Origin of the sequence: Haploplasma axanthum (genome assembly GCF_900660745.1) — a bacterium.
Lineage (GTDB): Bacteria > Bacillota_I > Bacilli_A > Acholeplasmatales > Acholeplasmataceae > Haploplasma > Haploplasma axanthum.
Genome location: NZ_LR215048.1, coordinates 396,826 through 417,883, shown reverse-complemented (window position 1 = coordinate 417,883; position 21,058 = coordinate 396,826). Strand labels below are relative to the sequence as shown.

Here is a 21,058-nt window from a genome sequence, read left to right as displayed (position 1 = left end):
ATCACCCCTTTACTAATAATTATAATATAATTATTCTTATTTTCCTAAACAAAATTTAGAAAACAACTGATCAATTAATTCATCTTCATATCTAACTCCAATAATATCACCAAGCATATTCCATGCATTAGTTAAATCAATTGCATAAATATCAACAGGCATCTCATTATTAATAGCTTCTAAAACACTTTCTAATGAAGTTTTTGCTTCTTTGACCTTTTGAATATGTCTAGCATTTGATAAGAAATTAAAGTCACTATTATTTAAATCTTCTAATTGTAATGTCTTAATAATCTCTTGTTCTAGTTTATCAATTCCATCAGAAGTTAAAGTTGAAATACTAATCGAATCCGCAAGTTTAACTTTTGATTTATTTAAATCAGATTTATTTAAAATTATAATTCTTTTTTTGTTTTTAGTTAATTCTAAAAGTTCAAGATCTTCTTTTGTTAAATCTTCACTTTGATCAATGACTAAAAGCACTAATTCTGCCTCTTCTAAGGCTTTTTTAGATTTACCAACACCAATTTGTTCTACAACATCTAAAGTCTCTCTAATACCTGCTGTATCAATTAGATGAAGCGTTATTCCACCTATGTTAACATAGGCATCAATTGTGTCTCTTGTTGTTCCTGCAATATTCGTAACAATTGCCTTATCTTCATCAAGCAAAGTATTTAACAAACTACTTTTACCTACATTTGGTCTTCCAATAATTGCTGTTTTTATACCTTCACGAATTAGTCTTGTTTGATAAGAATGCTTCAATAAGTGATCAATTTCTTTTAAAAGTTTTTTAACTTGTGGTTCAACAATTTCTTCGCTCATAGTAACAGCATCATCATATTCTGGATAATCAATATTAACTTCAATATTAGCTATTATATTAAGAAGTTTTTCACGTAAATCATACACTAATTTACTTGTTTGTTTTGCAACCCCTAAATTAGCAATTTTCAAAGCTTGTTCATTTTTAGCAGAAATAACATCCATTATTGCTTCCGCTTCAACTAAATCAATTCTTCCGTTTAGATATGCTCGTTCACTAAACTCGCCAGGGTTTGCTAACCTAATATCTAACTCTAATAATCTTTCTAATACTTTTTGTGTTACTAATACACCACCATGCGTTGATATTTCAACAACATTTTCTGCAGTAAAAGTTTTAGGAGCATGCATAACCGAAATCATTACTTCATCAACAATCTCTCCCAATTCACTAATAATATGTCCGTAATGAATTGTATGAGTATTAACACTTAATAAGTTTCTTCCTTTAAATGTTTGATTTACTTTTAAGATAGCTTCTGGTCCACTCACTCTAATAACTGAGATTCCACCTGTTCCAAAAGGCGTTGCTATTGCACATATTGTATCATTAATCATGGTAATTTTTAACCTGTATTTCGCCCATGTGATCACGCTTTTGTTCATCAATATGAATAAACGGATTAACTCCACGAGAAATATCTCTAATTGTAATAAATATCATAATTATTATTCCTAAAAGCGAACCTAACAATATATATCCACTTCCAAGAATAACTCCAATAATAGCAACAGACCAAATTGTTGATGCTGTTGTTAGCCCTCTAATAACATTGAATTTATCTTTTAAAATTACTCCTGCACCAATAAAACCAACTCCTGCAAGAACTTGAGCAATCACTCTTTGTCCTTCTGGTCTTACATCATGTCCTTGTATCGCTAATTCTATTTGCCAATCAAAAATCAATCTATTAAATATCGCAATACCGGTTGCTGCAAGCCCAACTAAAATATGAGCAGAAATTCCAGCAGCTTTACCAACATTTTGTCTTTCTAAACCTACATAACCAGCAACAATAAAAGCAATAACAAGCGGTAATAATATCTTTAATCCTAATGTTTGAAAATCTTTAAAAATATCAATGTCTTTAATAATTGGTTGTACTTCGGCAAATAGTTTAAACATACTAAAACACTCCTTTTATTATTTGTTTTCTTTTAAGAACTTTCTTAAATCTTCTAAGAATTTTGGTAATTCATCAAAACTTAATAACGTTGCTCCAGAAGCCATTTTATGACCTCCACCTCGGTACATATTAGCAAGTTTATCAATTTCAGGTTTAGATGAACGTAATCTAATTCTAATTTCAGTTGGATATTCAATCGCTAAGAACCAAACATCATAACCTTCAATGCCGCCCATTAAATTAACTGTACCAGCAGCATCTTCATCACTAACACCAAATTTTTCAATATCTTCTCTTTTAATAACATTATAAACAAAACCATCATCAAACTTAACAGTTGCTAACATATGACCTTTAAACTTAAAGACTTCTAATGATTCTTTTGATAAATGTTGGTCAATTTCAACAACATCAGCACCAAAATCCAACAACATACCAGCTAGTTCATGTGTAAGTCTGCTTACTCCTCTAAATCTAAATCTACTTGTATCTGTAATGATTCCTGTATACATTGCAACAGCACCTTCTCTTGATACACTTAATTCATCATTAAATGTTCTTAAAAAATATGCAATCATTTGTGCACATGATGGGAAGTTAGTATCTACCCAAATATAATCTCCATATTGATCAACAGGAATATGATGATCAATTTTAATTATTTCTTTTCCCAACGTATATCTAGAATCACTTATTCTATCTTTAATAGCCGTATCAACAACAATAGAAAGTGCACCTTCATAAGTATCATCACTTATTACATCCATTTCACCAACAAATCTAACATATTCACTTGTCTCTCCAACTACATAAACTTGCTTTTCTGGAAACGATGTTTTAATTACACTTTTTAATCCAAATTGTGCTCCATAACAATCACCATCTGGTCTTTTATGTCCATGAATAATAATTGTATTATATTCTTTTATCTTTTCTAAAATCTTATTTAATATTTCCATTTTCTTTTGCCCTTTCATCTAAATCATTTAACATTTTTTCTACTTCATTCCAATTCTTAAGTGATGCACCACAAGCAAAGTTATGTCCTCCACCACCATATTTTTTAGCAATATCAACAACAATAATTCCTCTTGATCTTATTTCTGCCAAAATCACATTATTATCTTTATCTTCTGTAAAACTTACCCAAATTGGTATTTCTTCAATACCAGCCATTAAGTTAACCATACCCCTACTTACACTAAAAACATCTAATCCACTTTTCTCTATAATATCAATTGTGTTTTTTCTATATGCAACATTATGTTTTGTAACTTCAAAATCACTAAATAACTGTTTAACTTTTCTTTTCTCTAACTTTTCAGTATAAAGAAAATTATACATATCTTTTATATCAGGATAAAAACTAGTTATAAATGAAGCATTAGCAAATACTCTTGATGCATTTTCATTCGAAATAAATTGAAATCTTCCAGTATCAGTAACCATACCACCATATATATAAGTCGCTGCAGTACTTGTAACAACCCAATCTAATTCTTTCGCTAAATCTGATAGTATTTCACATGCTGATGTAAAATCACTTTTTTGATAGAATAATGAATTTTCTATATTTGAATCATTTCTATGATGATCAATTATTACCACTTCTTTAGCCAATTTATATCTATCATCACTAACTAATTCACTTACTGCAGTATCAATAATGATTGATAAAGAATCCTTAAACACATCATCTCCTATAATATCCATAGTAACGTTATATAACATATCATTTGTATCTCCAACAATGTAGAGTGATTTATTAGGATAGTTTTCTTTAATTAAATAATACAAACCCACTTGTGATCCTATAGCATCCATATCTGGTCTAGTATGCCTGTGAATAACTATTGAATCATATTTTTCAATTAACTCTTTTACTTTGTCTTTCATGTAATTGCCTCCTTGTAGAGCATTATAATAGTATACCATATTTTAGAAAACAATTCATTATTTCACTCAAAAAACAAATATAGTTATTCAAAAAAATTTAGATTTAACAAACTAAAATATATAAAATATCATTACTAGATTTTATATCTAGAAATTTCTTGACGAGGTGAACTTCACATGAATACTTGATGTATTTGGAGCATTGATGGATAATTAAAGGAGTCTTAGTTGGATTATCTTATTATCCTCGTATTAATCATTTGGTTAATTACAAGAGATAATAAAAACAACGATGATAAAGATAAATAATCTTTCAACATGACTCTTTGAATGTTCATCGATCTCAAGAAAGAAAAAGCAAGGATTGCAGTCCTTGCTTTTTCATATACATCTCTTTGAATGTTCACTAGTATTTTATCATATTTAAAACTTAATGTAAATAATTATTTTGCCCAACTTATGTTGTCAATAACTATTTGTTTATTTCCTTTTTTACCTACAGCATAAATTCTAATTTTTACATTCCCTGTTAAAACTAAATCAGCAAATCCAGCTTGTTCTGCTAATATAAAATTATAAACTGTATCTTCAGCAGTACTTCCAGTAGTAAATCCAAAAGTAAATGTTTTTACTTCGGATCCTACGATAATATCAACAGCATAAGTACGTTCTGCTCCACCAGTAAATGCTTTTCTATATTGGAATGTAAAGTTTGTAATTCCACCTGAGATTTCAGCTTCAAGGGATGAGAAAACACCATTGTTTTCACCTCTAAGCATTATACCGTTTCCATCAATACCATAATCCCCTTCATCTCTTGATTGTGTATATTTCCAAGTCACTCCATTAACACCTTTGAACGAACCATCAACATATGAAGCACCTATTTCTGCATTATCAAACGTTTCAGTTCCTGCAGCACCATCTCCAGGATTTGGAGTAGGAGTTGTTCCCTTTTTAAGTATAATACTAAATTCTCTATCTTTTACTTCAGTTCCTTTTGTAACTCTTGCATTTAAAACTAACGTAACCTCATTTTCAGGTATTGTTACAGCACCTGTTTCTAAGTTAATCAATCCTGCGTCTCCTGATTTAACAGTCCATAAGATTGATGAGCCTTTATTTGTTGATTTAACAAGTTGTAATATAGTATTAACTGATAAACTAGTAGGTAATGTCAACGCTTGTGCATCATCTGCAACTATTTTCGCATCAGTATCTGGTGTACTTGGAGTTCCAGCTTCTGAACCATATAATTTCATTTCTTTTAAAATATATCTTAAACTATAGTCACTTGCTTCTAGACCTGTTTTAGCAATCATTTGAAGTCTAACAAAGTAATTACCTGCATTAGGTAATGTCAAACTGATTTCATACTTTTCAGACACACCTGTAGAACTTAATTCACTAGTTATATCTTTTGCAACTGACCATGTTGCTCCATCAGTTGATGTTTCAACAACAAATTTTTCAAGGAATCCAAAGTTAAATGAAACATCATTTGCCCATCCAAATAAAACTAAATCTATTTTTTGTAATCCTTTAACAGCAAATTTAGTTTGCACATAAGGACTAGGAAACGAATCTTTTCCACGAATAGCTAAAACTAATCCTTTATTTGCAGAATTTTTTTCTGTACTAATATTTGTATAATATCTTGAAAACTCAACAGATTTATTATCAACCATATTTGATACATTAAATGTTGTAGATTCTTTAACATATGCAGTCTCTTCACCTAAAGCACTAAAATCAAAACTATGTGATAAAACTGTTTCTCCTGGATTTGGATTTACTCCACCATCCGTTTTTACAACAGTAACCAAAAATTCTTTTATAGAAGTTTCTTTATCAATTTTTAAATTAGCAGTTAATTTCACTAGCTCATCTTCGGCAGTTCTAGTAACTTTTCCTGTAATACTAACAACAGCAGCTTTATCAGTGCTCCATGTAACGGTTGCTTCACCTGCAGTTGCAACTAAATCTAGATCTGTTTTAACTTCATCTTTTGAAGTGTTATCTTTAAGGATCTTAGCAATTGTTAATTCTTCTTTAGCAGCTTTCATAGCCTTGCTATCACCTTTTCCACCACATGAAACCAATAAAAGCCCACTTAATACTACAAGGCTAATCAATAAAAATGACTTAAATGTTTTTCTCATTTCTTCCTCCTAGGATTCTTTCTTTATTTATACATTCATTTTAACATTTTTTGATCAAAAATTTACATCTTAATTGTAAATTTCTTATAAAAAAAACTATTTATGTTTGAATATCAATATTTGCATATTGATATCTTTTGATATATAATATATTGTACTTTAAAAGGAGTGATTATTATCAAAAAAACTACACTTATATGGCAGCTTATTTTTATTTTTTTTGCAGTATTAATTTTTTCAACATTTATTAAACCTTTAGCAAATCTCGAAATGGAAAAATCCTATGTGAAAAATGAAATTATTCCTTTAAAGAACGAAAACTTTGATGAGTATTTAAAAAAAGTTTCAATTTTTGCAGATTTTGCATATCAAACAAACCCGGTACTCAGCGAAACACTTATTGATGAAAATGGGACAATTGGGTTTGATTTATATAGAGCTAGAAAGTATTATAAGAATGATAAATACATTGATGGGATTATTTTATTTTTAAATACTGCAAGATATAAGAACAACGATTTTATTTCTTTAGATTCTTCTATAATATATAATGAAGTAGTTAATACTTCATCAGATAGTAACAGTAATAATATAAATTTAGAATCAATTACCCAAAAAACTTTTTTCCCAGCATTTTTCATTAATAACTATACACTAGAAAATAATAAAATATCTACAATTAAAGAAATTAGAATTAATATAACTACTAAAAATTTTGAATCGAAACCTTTATTATCATTTTCAAGTAACGAATCAACTGTTTATCTTTTTAATAAAAATCTTGATGATTATCCATTCACTCATTCGTCTTACTCGCTTGATGAATATATACAAAATATTAGACCGACAGATTCAGAATCAAATATCAACAATTTGCATTATCTAGAATCAAATAGAAGTATTTTTAAAAACTATACTTATATTTTAATTATCTGGTATAGTTTATATGGGTTATTAATTATTATACTTTCTTATTTAATTCTATTTAAACCTTTAATAAAATTTTATAAAGAAAAAAACAGCAAATAATAAAAGTTATTAAAAATAAACTGGGGTCATTGTATACCTATGTAATTATCTGGGGTTATAAATAAAGAAAATCCTTCTTGTGTTATTATAGTTTTGCACACTTAATAATCAAGGAGGATTTTCATGTATGATAATATCATAAAAGTATTAGAAATTGAACACTTAAGTCATAAAATTGAATCTATTGATGCAGTATCAACTGATGGAATTGTTAGTTTTCATATTAAGCTTAAAAAAGAAACTATTCCATGCCCTTTATGCAATGGAATTACCACTACACATGACTACCAAAATAAAAATATAACTCATAGTATTTCTACAAATAGAAAATCTTATATTATTTATCGTAGTAGAAGATATCGATGTTTAATATGTAAAAAACGTTTCTTTGAATCTAATCCCTTTACTATTAAGAAAGATAGAATTAGTCATTACACCAAACTATCTATTTTAGAACACTTAAAGAATCCTTCTAATACATTTACTAGTGCTTCTACTATCTTTAACGTTTCTACTAAAACTGTTATTGATATTTTTGATGATTATGTTGATCCAAATAGAAATATATTACCTAAGTTTTTATGTATCGATGAATTTCATGTTTCAAAAAGGACTAAACATCCTTATGCTTGTCTATTCTTAGATTTTGAAACAAAAAAAATAATTGATGTTTTAAAAACTCGTCATAAATCATATCTATTAGAATATCTATCTAGTCTTAAACATACTGAATTAGATAGTGTTAAAGTAGTTATTATTGATATGTGGAAGCCTTATAAAGACGTTATATCTAAAGTTATGCCTAAAGCTTTAATAGCTATTGATTCTTTTCATGTTATTAAACATATTAATGATATCGTTAATAAGCATCGTATTAAAGTAATGAATAAATATGCTGGTAATATTGAGTTTAAAACTTATAAGAATGATAAATATTATATGTTAAAGAAGTTTCATTATTTCTTTACTAAAGAATACGATAATATCTATAATGGTTATATTTCTATTCCTAAGTTTAGAATTAGTCTTAATAAATCTTCTATTAAAGATTTTCTTTTATCCATTGATGATGATTTAACTGAAGTTTATAAAATCAAGGAAGAATATCGTGAGTTTAATAGAAACACTAATTTTGATGATGCTAAAGAATTATTATCTGATTTAATTACTAAATATCGTAATCACAGGTTAGAAGATATTAGATCTTTTGGTAAATTACTTTCTAATTGGAAAGATGAGATTATTAATTCCTTTATTAAATCTGATTCTAACAGAAGATTATCTAATGGTCCAATTGAAGGTACTAATTCTAGAATAAAGACTATTATTAAGACTAGTAATGGGATTAAAAGTTTTAAGAGATTAAGAGCTAGAATCATTTATTCTATTAATAAAGATGTGGCTCTTAAAATACCTGAATAATAATATATAAGTGTGTAAAAAAAATCGACTTCCATATATAAATGGTTGTCGATTTTTGTTATTAGACCCCAGATTATTACAAAGGCTATTTTCTCAATACCCCAGTTTATTACTAAGAGCCATAATAAAATGCTGTTTTTTTTACTTTTAACCTTCAATATTTTTTAAATACGGTCTATCATATTCAGGGAAATAATTAGAATCGAGTCTACTAGTATTTTTTTCGTAGTTCCATGATGGATCTAATTGATCACCATGCATACCTAGTTTATTCGTTTTTGCATAATTGAGTGCTTCTATCATCCAACCATAGTATGACATTCCTTTATATCCATGCTTAGGAGCTTGCTCAGTAACATCAGGACATAATCCAGCTTTTGCAATCATGTAATTTAATTGATATCCTCCAACATAAACCATTGCAAATAATCTATCAAATCCACCATCTGTTGTTCCATCTAAACCACTTTGAATCTCAATATCTAATCCTAATTCAACTGCTTGATTTAATATGCTATTATTAAAGTTTTTCGCTGTTAATCCCCATGGTGATTCACTTGGATGTCCTGGAGATTCAGGAGTATTTATAAAATAGTATCTAACTGATTTATCTGATGAACCAAATAATTCTTCAGGAAAATTAAATCTTGTCGTATCACCATCACCTAAACGCGATATAGTTACCTTAACTGCACCACCACCACCAACAGTGCGATCACCTTCTTTGAAGAATGGTCTTTGTCGATCTTCATCTGTAAGCATAGGTCCAGTAAATAAATCTTCATCTAAAATTCCGGTTTCAATTGTTCCTAGTAATTGATAGCTTGATTCTTTAAAATAAAAGAATGAAGTAGAATCGTATATTGTTGATGCTTCCATACGGCTTTTCTTTCTTACTAATGTAGTTTTTTCACCAAAAACAACACCACTCCCTGGAGTACCTAAAACGTCAACATTTTGTTTCCCACGTGCTAAGACTATTGCATCATCACCATTATATGGTAATTTATCAACTTTGAAATCTGCATTTTGCAATTCAACATCAAAAGGATCTGATGTTGCTATCAAAAAGAAACCTTTAGGAGCAATTTTTCCTGTAATTTTATAACTATATGTGACACTTTTATCAGTATCAGTATAAATATTCAAACTATATCCTTTTAAATTAACTTCTTTATCTGATGTATTATATAATTCAATTGCATTTTCACTCATATATGTATTTTGATAATACTTTGATATAACAATACTATTAGAACCTTTTGCACAAGAAATAAGTATAAATAACATAAAAACTGTGCTAAGTGCTATACTTGCTTTTTTAATCATAATATCCTCTTTCAATCCAAGTAAAATAAAGATAGTTTTTTAGACTATCCTTATTTTTACTTTATTTATTTTTTAATTATTTGTGAAGCACTATATACTGTAACTTCTCCATCTTTAGTTAACACTGCTGTAACCTCTATTTGGTCATCTTTCTTAAGTGCTTTTAAAAGATTAGCAATCGCTTCTGCATCAGCAACTACTGTATTATCTTGTCTTAAGAATTTAACAGTAAATTTACCAGTACCTAATGTGAAATCTCCCACAAAAGTATCTGCATCAGCTTTACTTGCAACCGCTGTTAAGTCTTTTGTAACTTTTAAAGTAACTTTAACTAATTTACCAAGATCATTACTATCTTTTGTAACTTTTGTAAGACTTAATGCTTCAACAGTATTTCCTTCACTAACTTTAGTGATTGATTTAGCATTTGCAAATTGGTTTACTCCATTATAATTATCAATTGTTGCAATAAATTGAATTTCATTACCAACAACAATTATATCAGCATTTGCTTTAGGAGCACGATAGACTAACATACCACCTGTTTCATCTTGAATATATACTTCACCATTTGCATATTTATTTGAGAATGTAGCACCAACAACTATACCTTTAACTAATACGATATCTCCCTTAAGAGCTAATTTTGCATTTGCAATTGTTGTGATAACCGTTGGAGTACCAACTTTAATTGTTACTGGAACAGTCTTAGTTTTATCATTTAAAATAACTGTTGCTATAACTTTAACTTCTAGTTGTCCTGCTTCAGCCGGCATTGTTAATTTCCCAGTTGTTAAATTAATATATTGATTATTTGGATCAGTTTCAGATGCAAATGCCCAAGTAATTGTAGTACCATTTGAACCTTTATCCACTAATGTAAGATCAGTTTCTTTATCATATGCTGGTTTTAATGTTGCAGCAATTTTTGACGCATCAATACTTACTTTTGACTCATCATTTAATTCTGAAACAACTCTAAATGCCGTAAATCTTGATAAAGTTCCTTTTGTTCCATCAATTAAATCAAATCCATCTCTATATTCTTGCAACATTCCTTCAACTTCAATTGTTTGACCAATTAATGGTGTTAAAACATCCGCATTTACAGTTCCTTTATAATATACTTGAACGTATTTAGTTTGATCTGCAACATCAGCTAAGAAAATTGAATTTTCGCCTGTTCCATCTTGAATAACTTTCGCTGTAAGTTTTGTATATGCTGAATTTGTTAAATTAGCTTTTGCTGCATTTAAAGCTTCACCAGCTAATCCTGGATTCCAATAAAAACTTGGAATTCTATTTGTAGGAGTAATTTCAGATAGTTTATCATCAGATGCCTTAGTAAATGAAGGACTAGTTAATTGTTTAGCACCATAATAATCATCGATTTTAGCACTTATTTTACCTTTTTCCCCAACTTTAACAACTTTAGACCCATCACTATTCAAGTGAACATAAATTGATGCTGAAGAGTCAGCAACGAAATATCCACCAGTTGATGTTCCAATAACAACTACATTATCCATTTCGATAACTTGTCCTTTTGCACCAGCTTCAATAACTGCTTTTAAGTTATCACCAGTAACATCTGGTGCATCTTCTTTAACAATTATTAAATTAAAAGTCTTTGTACTAGTTACTTTATTCTTTGTTAGTTTTACAGTTAATGTAACTGCAACATCAGCCGCAGTATGTACTGGTCTAATAACTGTTGCTCTTAAACCTGTTGCAGTCTCTTCAATTTTCAAGTGGCTTTCGTTGCTACTTGTATATTCAAATTTAACGCCATCTTTATTTGATTCTACTAATACAAAAGTTGCTGTAATCTTTTCTTCTGAAATTAATGTTGATAATGATTTTTCGGCTGCTTCAACAGCTTTTTTATCACCACCATTAGCACATGCAACTAAAGTTAATGTTGCTACTAAAGTCATAACTAAAATTAAAACTTTTTTTAAATTTTTCATTTATTTTCTCCTTTTATATTTTTAAGCCGTAATCTCATCAATAGCTTTTTTAAATGATCTATCAATGTCAGCTCCCGATAAAATGTCAAGCACTAAAACACCTACGTTAATTCTAGCATTTGCTGATTTATCGAATGCTGGGGAAGTAAAATATGAACTAGAACTATCTTTTGCAATATCCAATGTAGCTTTAATAATCTTTCCTCTTGCTGATATTACATCCATTTTTGTAAATGCATCAAGTTCATAAGCAGATTTTCTAAGTGGTAAATAACCAGTTCCAACTGCTTGTCTAATTGTTTGTTCTGCTTCAGTAACATATTTATAGAATAACCAACCAGCAACCATTTCATCAACATTTTCTTTTTGGAAGAAAACAACACTTGGTCCTTGCAATAAACTCTTTGGATTATTAACATCTACTTGTGGAACTGGAGCAACTCCTGTATCAAAATTACTAGTAACATTATAGTTTGCTCCACCAGTTGAACCAACAACCATGTATGATTCGCCTGCTTTTAACTTATCTGATACTCTTTTTACAGATGGTGCATCATCGGTAGCGAGAATCTTACCATCATATAGCCTTTTAATTTCTTTCATCATATTTTTAGATTTTTCATTATTTAATAAAATTTCACCTGTAAGATTTTCACCAAGTTTAGTATAAGGTGCACCTTCTTGTTCTCCTCTTACAATAAATAAGTTCGGTCCAGAACCATATCCAAATGGATAAACATTTTCTCTCTTAGTTCCTTCTGGTAAAACAAGTTTTCCTTCATCAATTAATTTGAAAATTTGTTTTGAAGTTGCTTCAACATCTTCCCATGTTTTTGGAACAGTTAAACCAAATGCTGGATTATCAAAAACAGTCTTATTATAGAACATTGCTTCTGTTGATTTTGAATATGGAACAGATACATAATTTTTTTCTTCATTATATGCTCTTCCTTCATTCAAGAATTCAGGATAGAAATCTGCAATATCATCTGCGCTCCATGCAATTTTAGCATTCTTATTATTAACTAAATTATCAAGAGGTAATACTCTATTTGATTTAATGTATGATGCCACGTGATCTGGATATGCAAATGTCATAGTTGGTTCAGTTTGAGCAACTAATCTAGCTTTGATATCTTTAAACAATCCATCGTATCCACCATCTACTTTATCAGAGATTACTGTAATATTTGGGTATAATTCTTTAAACTCTTTTATATATTCTAATAATAATGGTGTTTGTCCATATGAAGCACCTTCTTTTGGATCAGCCATACTATGTGAAACAACAACTGTCACATTACTAGTTGGAACTTCTAAATTATCACTAATAACACTTGGATCTATTTTCCAATCAACCGCTCTTCTACAAGCTGCTAATGTTACAGTTAGTACAACTGTCATTGTTAAAACAACAAATAATCTTAGTTTTTTCATTTCTTTCTCCTCTTATCCTTTAGTACCGCCACGAGAAATACCTCTCATGATGTACTTTCTAAAGACTATAAATAATATCATTAATGGAACAACTACAACTACAACAGCCGCCATTTGTTGATTATATAAAGTTTGACCTTCTCCATCAGTAAATGAACTTCTCAATTGCGCCGTAATAAGTTTATGTCGTTTCCCACCAACTAAATTTGGCCAAACGAATGAATTCCATGCTCCAATTATTTTCATAATCACAATAGTTATGATGCTTGATGATGCCATAGGTAACATTATCTTAGTCAAATACTTGAAATCACTTGTATTATCTACTTTAGCAGCTAAGTACAATTCATCAGGAATTTGTCTAAATGTATTTCTCAATAGATAAATATGAAACACACTAACTAAGAAAGGAACAATCATCGATAAATATGGTCCTACTTGATAACTTGGTGCATTTGGTCCAATTGCTTCGCCCCATCCTAAAACTGCTGTTACGGTTACATAATTCGTTAAAACCATCATTTCACCTGGAATCATCATTGTAGCAAGTAGAATCATAAATACAACTTCTCTACCCTTGAAATTCAATCTTGCTAATGCGAAGGCTGAAAACACTGCTACTAACGTTCCTAACGTAGTTGAGAAAAACGCAACAATTAACGTATTTATAAAAGCTCTACCTAATTGTGCTGTCTCAATTGCTGTTGGATAGTTAGACAATTCAAATGACTTAGGGAAAAAGTTTACAACTCCACTTGATATTTCTGCTGTACTTTTAACCGATGTTGCTAACATCCAATAAAATGGTAGTAAAATAAAAACCGCCATAACAACCAAAAAAGTATATTTTATTACTGTGAATGCAGTATTAAGAAACTTTGTTCTTTGCAATTCTTGATTTATTTTTGTATTTTCTTGCATAGAATCAGCTCCTTAGTAATGTACTGCTTTTTTATTAATATATTGATTAACACCTGTAACCAATAAAATAATAACAAATAGAATAATTGCTCCAGCGGCACCAACAGAATATGGTGAGCCACCGTTTATAGTATCATAAACAAATCCAACTACTGTTCTCATATCTCGTTGCCCTTTAGCATCAAATAAACTAATTACAACATCATATGTTTTAAACGCTCCTATAAGAGAAGTAGTTATTATATATGATAACGTTGGTGATAATAAAGGAATTGTAATTTTTCTAAATATTCTTCCTTTTGATGTTCCATCTATTTTAGCTGCATCATAGTATTGTTTATTAATACTTTGCAATCCACCTAAAAGGATGAGAACTTTAAATGCCAAACCATTCCACAATATATATAATTGTAATACAAACATTTTACTTATATAACTTGAATTCAATCCAATCCAATCTTTTGAAATACCAAATATATTATTAATTATCCCATCGGTTGATGAAAACATTAAAGCGAACACCATACCAATAGCAATAGTATTAGTAACATATGGTGTGAAAAAGATTGTCTGGAATATTTTTTGAAAAGGTTTTATAGAATTAAGTGCTATAGCAACTAATAATGCTACAAACGTTGAAAGTGGCACAGAAATAACAACTATTAAAACTGTATTCCATAATGCACTAACAAAACTCCCTCTCATTAAGCTTTGATAGCTTTTTAAACCCCAATCAAAACCAAAAGCAGCTTGATCAGCATTATATTTATAATCAAATGAAATAATAAATGTGTTTATTATCGGATAAATTGTAAAAATTATTAAAACTATTATTGCTGGCAACAAGTAAAGCCAAGCTTTATTTGTTTTCTTTTCTAACATTAAAACACCCTCTCCCCAGTTTCTTTATTAAATACGAAACATTTTTCTCTTTTAACATTGAAACTTACTTCTTTCGGAGTCAGATTTTTAATATCTTGTAATATTATTCTAAATGTTGAATTCAATGAGTTTTCTTGGTGTGCTACTAAAACTAAATCTCTTCCAATATTTTCAACAAAATCATATTGGATTTTAAGTTTACCAGTTTCAGATAACTCATAACCTTCTGGTCTAATGGCTACAAATACATCAGAATCTTGTCCTTCGAATTCTTTAGAACTAAATACTGTGTTTTTACCAATATTTAACTTGCTACTTTTTATATGTCCATTGTAAATAGCAATTGGTGGAGTCCCTAAGAATTTAGCAACAAACAAATTCTTTGGATCTTCATATACTGATTGTGGTGCACCTATTTGTTGTACAAGACCTTTTTCCATTAGAACAATTTCATCACTAATACTCATAGCTTCTTCTTGATCATGGGTTACAAATATTGTTGTAATACCTGTTTCTCTTTGAATACGTTTAATTTCTTCTCTTGTTTGTAAACGTAATCTAGCATCTAAGTTTGATAGTGGCTCATCTAATAATAAAACTCTTGGATTTTTAACAAGTGCTCTAGCAATAGCAACACGTTGTTGTTGTCCACCTGATAATTGACCAGGTTTTTTATCTAATTGATCAGCAATATCAACTAACTTAGCATATTTTTCAACTTCAGTATGGATGAAATTTTTAGCTATTGCTAATTCATTTTGATATTCACTTTTGATTTCTTCTAAATTTGCTTGATGTTTTTCTAATTCAGCTGCATACTTAGTTGCATCAGTTTCTTTCAAACTTCCAAATTTTGATTCAAAATCTGTTTTTGCTTTCGCATTAATTTCAGCATATTTTGATTTAACTTCTTCTTGCTTAACTTTTGAGGCTTTAATGTTTTCTAAAGGGAAAGCAATATTTTGACGAATTGTCATATGTGGATATAATGCATAGTTTTGGAAAACTAAACCTATACCTCTTTTCTCTGGTGCTAAATCTGTTACATCATCTTCTCCAAAAAAGATTTTTCCATCTGTTGGATTAAGTAATCCAGCAATCATATATAACGTTGTTGATTTACCACATCCTGATGGTCCTAATAAACCTACAAGTTTTCCAGATGGGATAGTAATAGTCATATTATCAACTGCTCTTGTTTCACTTTTAGATTTTTCATCTACGAAAACTTTTGTTAAATTTTCCAATCTAATTTCCATATGTATAACTCCTTTTATATTTAAACTCTCGTTTTTTATTTTTCATTTTTTAATTTAAACAATAAAAAGTGCTTTTAGATTAAACTAAAAAACACTTTTGTTTTTTTAAAAAATATATATACTTCTAGCGGTAAATTGTTGTTTATGTCATATAACGTTTTTTTAATCATAAACTAAATCACCTCTTTTTTCATTGTATTAATATTATACAATATTAACCCTTCAAAAACAATTAATGAATTGTATTAATCCTGTAAAGTTAACGCTTTCTATTTACTAAACAAATTGTTTAGTGGGCAAATTTTATTATAATATAGTTATAAAACATTGTCAAGATTTGATTTTTTTAGATTTAAAAATCACAGTTCTTTGGTGTACGTGGGAAAGGAATAACATCCCTAATATTTTCAACACCAGTTAAATACATAATTAATCTTTCAAATCCCATACCGAATCCAGAGTGAACACAACCGCCATATCTTCTTAAATCTACATACCAATCAAGCGCTTCTGTTGGAACATTCATTTCCTTCATTCTAGCAAGTAATCTTTCAGTATTTTCTTCACGTTGTGATCCGCCGATTAATTCTCCTGAACCTGGAACAAGTAAATCCATTGCAGCAACTGTTTTACCATCTTCATTTAATTTCATGTAAAATGCCTTAATATCTTTTGGCCAATTAGTTACAAACACTGGAGCATCAAAATGTTCTTCTGTTAAATATTTTTCATGTTCCGTTGCTAAATCCTCACCATGTTTTGGTAAATTTTGGAATTTCTTTTTAGAATTAATTAATATATTAATTGCTTCGTCATGTGTAATTCTTACAAAATCTTTATTTAAAACATTATCAAGTCTCATCTTTAATCCCGTATCTACAAACTGATTAAAGAATTCCATTTCTTCAGGAAGTTGTTCATAAACATACTTGATAACATGTTTTACCATTGCTTCTGCAACTTTCATATTTTCATTTAGATCAGCAAATGCCATTTCAGGTTCAATCATCCAAAATTCACTTGCATGACGTTGTGTGTTTGAATTTTCAGCTCTAAATGTTGGTCCAAAAGTATAAATATTTCTAAAAGCCATAGCAAATGCTTCACCTTCTAGTTGACCTGTAACTGTAAGATGAGTTTCTTTACCGAAGAAATCATCTTCATATTTAACACTTCCATCTTCATTTTTAGGTATGTTATTTAGTGGTAGTGTTGTTACTGAAAACATTTGACCAGCACCTTCACCATCATTACCTGTAATTAATGGTGTATTTGTGTATATAAATCCACGTTTTTGAAAGAAATCATGAACTGCAAATGCAGCAACACTTCTAAGTCTAAATACTGCTTGGAAAAGATTTGTTCTTGGTCTAAGATGAGCAACTTCTCTTAAAAATTCTCTTGAATGACGTTTTGGTTGAATCGGATAATCCTCAGGTGAATCTCCTAATAAAACTATTTCGTTCGCTTTTATCTCAAATGGTTGCTTAGCATTTGGAGTTAAAACCAAATTACCTTTAACTTCAATTGAACTACCAACTCTTATTTTTTGAACATCTTTAAAATTATCAAGTTTGCTTGATTCATAAACCACTTGAACACTCTTAAAAAAAGACCCGTCATGAAAATCAATAAAGCCAAATTCTTTTTGACCACGATTATTACGAACCCATCCACTTAATGTTACTTCTTTATCTGCAAACTTCTTTGCGTCAGCATATAATTCTTTAATAACTAACTTCATATTTAATTCCTCCTAATATATGATAAAAAGATTATAAGGACGAAAATAATCCGCGGTGCCACCTTATTTTTAGAAAAATACTTCTAACACTTAATTCAAAACTCTTTAACGCAGAGAATACGGTTGATTCTACTTGCTAATGCTTTCTTTCAACACTCAGAACTGTTATTCATTAGTCTTTTTTTATTAGGCTTTCACCAACCCTAATTCGCTTTTTTAAAATAAACTAATTACTCTTTTCCTCATCGATTTACATTATTATATAATTTGTAATTTTTTTTGTCAAATAAATCTTAATCTTTGATCAAATGATTTATCCATTTTAAGACATATTTTTAGTATAAGCATGAGATATTACTGTTTTTAGTATTTTAATTTATTATGGAAAAATTTATTTAATCTATAGATTAGTTACTATAAATTAATCTTGTTAAATATAAAATGTCGTTTTATTAAATTTTTATGTTTGACAAATCAAAAATAATGTTATACAATGGGTTAAACAAAAAAATAGCATGAGGCAGCGATGCAGATGAGTAGTGTATAGAGAAGACATTCTATGAAATACATGAAAGGTAACCATCGCCGAATGAATAATTGTGGTAACAATTCTTCATGGGGTTATAAGAAACACTTATGACACTCCTACATTAGTAGAGGCGCTTGCAGAAATCTAAATTTATTTTGATTTTATGTAGTGTCCTCTCGGATGCTTTTTTTATTTAAGAAAGAAAGAGGAAGAGAGAATGAAAAAAATCTTTAGTTTATTTGCAGTAATTGCAAGTTTAGTGGTTCTTACTGCTTGTGGCAATAAGAATGTTTTAGTGGTTGGTTTAGAGGCAGCTTATGCTCCTTTTAATTGGAGTACTTCAACAAAATCAGAGTTTACTCATGAATTAGATGGTCAACCAGGTATTTATGTTGATGGTTTCGATGTGCAAATGGCAAAGTCAATTGCTGAATCACTTAACAAAACATTAGTTATTAAAGCAATTGATTGGGAAGGTTTAATTCCAGCACTTAATTCTGGACAAATCGATTTAATCATTGCAGGTATGAGTCCAACAGATGAAAGAAAAGAAAACATTAACTTTACAGATGTTTACTACCGTTCTGAAGTTGTAATGGTTGTACATAAAGATAGCACATATGTAGATGCAACTAGTATTAGTGAATTTAGTGGTGCTCGTGCCATAGCTCAAACAGGAACAATCTATGATGACTTGATTGCTCAAATTCCAAATGTTGTACATCAAGAATCATTATCATCTTATACAGCATTAATGCAAGCTGTAGTTGCTAGAACTGCTGATGTATTAGTTGCTGAACTTCCAGTTGCTCAATCATTAACTTCAAAAAATGCTAACCTTAAAATGGTTCGCTTAACAAATGGTAGTTTTGAAACATTGGATGAAGATGTTACTGTTGCTATTGGTCTTAGAAAAAAAGATACTGCGTTATTAGAAGAAATAAATGAGGCACTATCTAAGATTTCCATAGAAACAAGAAATGCTTGGATGGAAGCCGCTCTAGAAAGACAATAAAAATGATTTTATCAAGTATATCTAAAATTATATCAGAAAACTATAACTTCTTTTTAAGAGGTTTGATGTATACAATATTACTTGCCGTATTAGGAACTGTTGGGGGATTTCTCCTAGCACTTCCTTTTTTAGGTTTAAAGACTGCCGTTATTGATTACAAACGTGATAGTAAATTAGTTCAAATATTTAAACGCCTTGGAATATGGTTTGCAAATATTTATACTACGTTCTTCCGTGGAACACCTATGATGGTTCAAGCAATGATTCTTTATTACGGAATGAGTCTTGTTATTCTTAATTTAACTGGATACAACCAGTGGTGGAAACCATTAATAGCCGCAATCATTGTTATCATTATGAACACTACAGCATATATAATTGAAATATTACGTGGTGCTGTTAATTCAATTGATGAAGGACAAATGGAAGCAGCCAGATCTCTTGGTTTCTCAAGAAAGAAAACACTATATCTAATCATTTATCCCCAAGCAATCAAAAATGCTCTTCCTTCAATTGGTAATGAATTTATTGTAAATTTAAAAGACTCTTCCGTATTAAGTGTTATTGGTATTTTTGATTTGTTTAAAGCAGCCGGTTCAACGGCTAGTAAAACAGCTGATAGTGTAACACCTTATTTTATAATTGCTGTTATTTATTTAATTCTAACTAGTTTAACTGCCCTTTTAGTTAAAAAATTAGAATCTAAACGTAATGGAGGTGTTAAAAATGTCTGATAAAATAATTGAAATTATTGGTGTTAAAAAACAATTTGGTGATAATGTCGTTTTAAAAGATATTAATCTTGTTATTCATGAAAAAGAAGTTGTAACATTAATCGGTTCTTCTGGTTCAGGAAAGACCACTCTACTCAGATGCCTTAATCTATTAAACGAACCAGATAGTGGAAATATTTTATACTTAGGAAATGATTTAATGAATCCTTCTACTAACTTAGATGAACTTAGAATGTCAATTGGTATGGTTTTTCAAAGTTTTAATCTTTTTAATAATAAAAACGTATTAGAAAACTGTACTCTTGCTCCTATCAAGTTAAAAGGTTTATCAAAAGAGGAAGCGGAAAAAACAGCTATCTATTACTTAGAAAAAGTTGGAATGAAAGCTTTTGTTGATGCAAATGTTAATACATTGTCTGGTGGACAAAAACAAAGAGTTGCAATAGCACGTTCACTTTGCATGTCCCCTCATGTGATTTTATTTGATGAACCAACAAGTGCACTTGATCCTGAAATGGTTGGTGAGGTTTTAGATGTTATCAAACAACTTGCTAAAGAAGGTATGACAATGGTTATTGTTACTCATGAAATGGCATTCGCTAAAGAAGTTTCTGACAGAATTGTATTCATGGATAGTGGAATTTTACTTGAACAGGGAACTCCGGATGAAATATTTAATAATCCAAAACAAGAAAGAACTAAAGCATTCTTAAAAAGATTTAATAGTTAAAAAGAAAAAGACTGTACTAGATGAAAGTATTATAGCTTTCATAA

17 protein-coding genes, 1 riboswitch and 1 other annotated feature are annotated in these 21,058 nt (G+C 29.5%); of the genes, 5 read left to right on the top strand and 12 right to left on the bottom strand.

Annotation, left to right across the window (positions count from 1 at the left end; all coding sequences use genetic code 11):
* Positions 1-36: 36 nt before the first annotated feature.
* The 5 genes from mnmE to EXC62_RS01985 form a co-directional block, all read right to left on the bottom strand.
* Complete coding sequence (mnmE, locus tag EXC62_RS02005) at positions 37-1,386, bottom strand: tRNA uridine-5-carboxymethylaminomethyl(34) synthesis GTPase MnmE (RefSeq protein WP_026390975.1); 1,350 nt, start codon at positions 1,384-1,386, stop codon at positions 37-39.
* The gene (locus EXC62_RS02000) at positions 1,379-1,954 is read right to left on the bottom strand and encodes an MgtC/SapB family protein (RefSeq protein WP_052590032.1); all 576 of its coding nucleotides are present in this window, start codon (positions 1,952-1,954) and stop codon (positions 1,379-1,381) included. Before EXC62_RS02000 ends, mnmE begins: the two co-directional genes overlap by 8 nt.
* Before the next feature lie 18 nt (positions 1,955-1,972).
* Positions 1,973-2,914, bottom strand: coding sequence for a DHH family phosphoesterase (locus EXC62_RS01995; protein ID WP_035375863.1), 942 nt, complete (start codon positions 2,912-2,914; stop codon positions 1,973-1,975).
* Complete coding sequence (locus EXC62_RS01990; protein ID WP_026390977.1) at positions 2,898-3,851, bottom strand: DHH family phosphoesterase; 954 nt, start codon at positions 3,849-3,851, stop codon at positions 2,898-2,900. The genes EXC62_RS01995 and EXC62_RS01990 overlap by 17 nt, the downstream gene beginning before the upstream one ends.
* A gap of 443 nt (positions 3,852-4,294) precedes the next feature.
* Positions 4,295-6,013, bottom strand: a complete 1,719-nt coding sequence (locus EXC62_RS01985; RefSeq protein WP_026390978.1) for an immunoglobulin-like domain-containing protein — start codon at positions 6,011-6,013, stop codon at positions 4,295-4,297.
* Positions 6,014-6,298: 285 nt separating this feature from the next.
* Here EXC62_RS01985 and EXC62_RS01980 point away from each other — a divergent pair, with 285 nt between their 5' ends.
* Positions 6,299-7,042 carry a hypothetical protein gene (locus EXC62_RS01980; protein WP_026390979.1) on the top strand — a complete coding sequence of 248 codons (744 nt, stop codon included), beginning with the start codon at positions 6,299-6,301 and terminating at the stop codon, positions 7,040-7,042.
* Positions 7,043-7,165: 123 nt separating this feature from the next.
* The gene (locus EXC62_RS01975; RefSeq protein ID WP_129747438.1) at positions 7,166-8,464 is read left to right on the top strand and encodes an ISL3 family transposase; all 1,299 of its coding nucleotides are present in this window, start codon (positions 7,166-7,168) and stop codon (positions 8,462-8,464) included.
* A gap of 147 nt (positions 8,465-8,611) precedes the next feature.
* Here EXC62_RS01975 and EXC62_RS01970 read toward each other — a convergent pair whose 3' ends face one another.
* The 7 genes from EXC62_RS01970 to asnS all read right to left on the bottom strand — a co-directional run bounded on the left by EXC62_RS01970 (position 8,612) and on the right by asnS (position 18,006).
* Complete coding sequence (locus EXC62_RS01970) at positions 8,612-9,793, bottom strand: lamin tail domain-containing protein (protein WP_026390915.1); 1,182 nt, start codon at positions 9,791-9,793, stop codon at positions 8,612-8,614.
* A 65-nt stretch (positions 9,794-9,858) separates the two neighbouring features.
* Positions 9,859-11,763 (bottom strand): immunoglobulin-like domain-containing protein, encoded by a 1,905-nt coding sequence (locus EXC62_RS01965; protein WP_026390914.1) that lies wholly within the window; start codon positions 11,761-11,763, stop codon positions 9,859-9,861.
* A gap of 21 nt (positions 11,764-11,784) precedes the next feature.
* Positions 11,785-13,200 carry an extracellular solute-binding protein gene (locus EXC62_RS01960; protein ID WP_026390913.1) on the bottom strand — a complete coding sequence of 472 codons (1,416 nt, stop codon included), beginning with the start codon at positions 13,198-13,200 and terminating at the stop codon, positions 11,785-11,787.
* A 12-nt stretch (positions 13,201-13,212) separates the two neighbouring features.
* Positions 13,213-14,121: a carbohydrate ABC transporter permease gene (locus EXC62_RS01955; protein WP_026390912.1), complete on the bottom strand. Its 909-nt coding sequence runs from the start codon at positions 14,119-14,121 to the stop codon at positions 13,213-13,215.
* 12 nt (positions 14,122-14,133) lie between these two features.
* A complete protein-coding gene (locus EXC62_RS01950; RefSeq protein WP_035375840.1) occupies positions 14,134-15,003 on the bottom strand; it encodes a carbohydrate ABC transporter permease in 870 nt (289 codons plus the stop codon).
* A complete protein-coding gene (locus tag EXC62_RS08970) occupies positions 15,003-16,262 on the bottom strand; it encodes an ABC transporter ATP-binding protein (RefSeq protein WP_026390910.1) in 1,260 nt (419 codons plus the stop codon). Before EXC62_RS08970 ends, EXC62_RS01950 begins: the two co-directional genes overlap by 1 nt.
* Before the next feature lie 352 nt (positions 16,263-16,614).
* The gene (gene asnS / locus EXC62_RS01940; protein ID WP_026390909.1) at positions 16,615-18,006 is read right to left on the bottom strand and encodes an asparagine--tRNA ligase; all 1,392 of its coding nucleotides are present in this window, start codon (positions 18,004-18,006) and stop codon (positions 16,615-16,617) included.
* A 32-nt stretch (positions 18,007-18,038) separates the two neighbouring features.
* Positions 18,039-18,261, bottom strand: a binding site (T-box leader).
* A gap of 252 nt (positions 18,262-18,513) precedes the next feature.
* Positions 18,514-18,679, top strand: a riboswitch (Lysine riboswitch).
* A gap of 73 nt (positions 18,680-18,752) precedes the next feature.
* Between asnS and EXC62_RS01935 the strand changes: the two genes are divergently transcribed.
* From EXC62_RS01935 to EXC62_RS01925, 3 genes are read left to right on the top strand one after another with little or no spacing between them, the layout of a single operon-like run.
* The gene (locus tag EXC62_RS01935) at positions 18,753-19,550 is read left to right on the top strand and encodes a transporter substrate-binding domain-containing protein (protein ID WP_026390908.1); all 798 of its coding nucleotides are present in this window, start codon (positions 18,753-18,755) and stop codon (positions 19,548-19,550) included.
* Positions 19,551-19,552: 2 nt separating this feature from the next.
* Positions 19,553-20,284, top strand: coding sequence for an amino acid ABC transporter permease (locus tag EXC62_RS01930; protein ID WP_269744985.1), 732 nt, complete (start codon positions 19,553-19,555; stop codon positions 20,282-20,284).
* On the top strand, positions 20,277-21,014 hold the full coding sequence (locus EXC62_RS01925; protein ID WP_026390906.1) for an amino acid ABC transporter ATP-binding protein: 738 nt from the start codon (positions 20,277-20,279) through the stop codon (positions 21,012-21,014). The genes EXC62_RS01930 and EXC62_RS01925 overlap by 8 nt, the downstream gene beginning before the upstream one ends.
* The last annotated feature ends 44 nt before the right edge of the window (positions 21,015-21,058 follow it).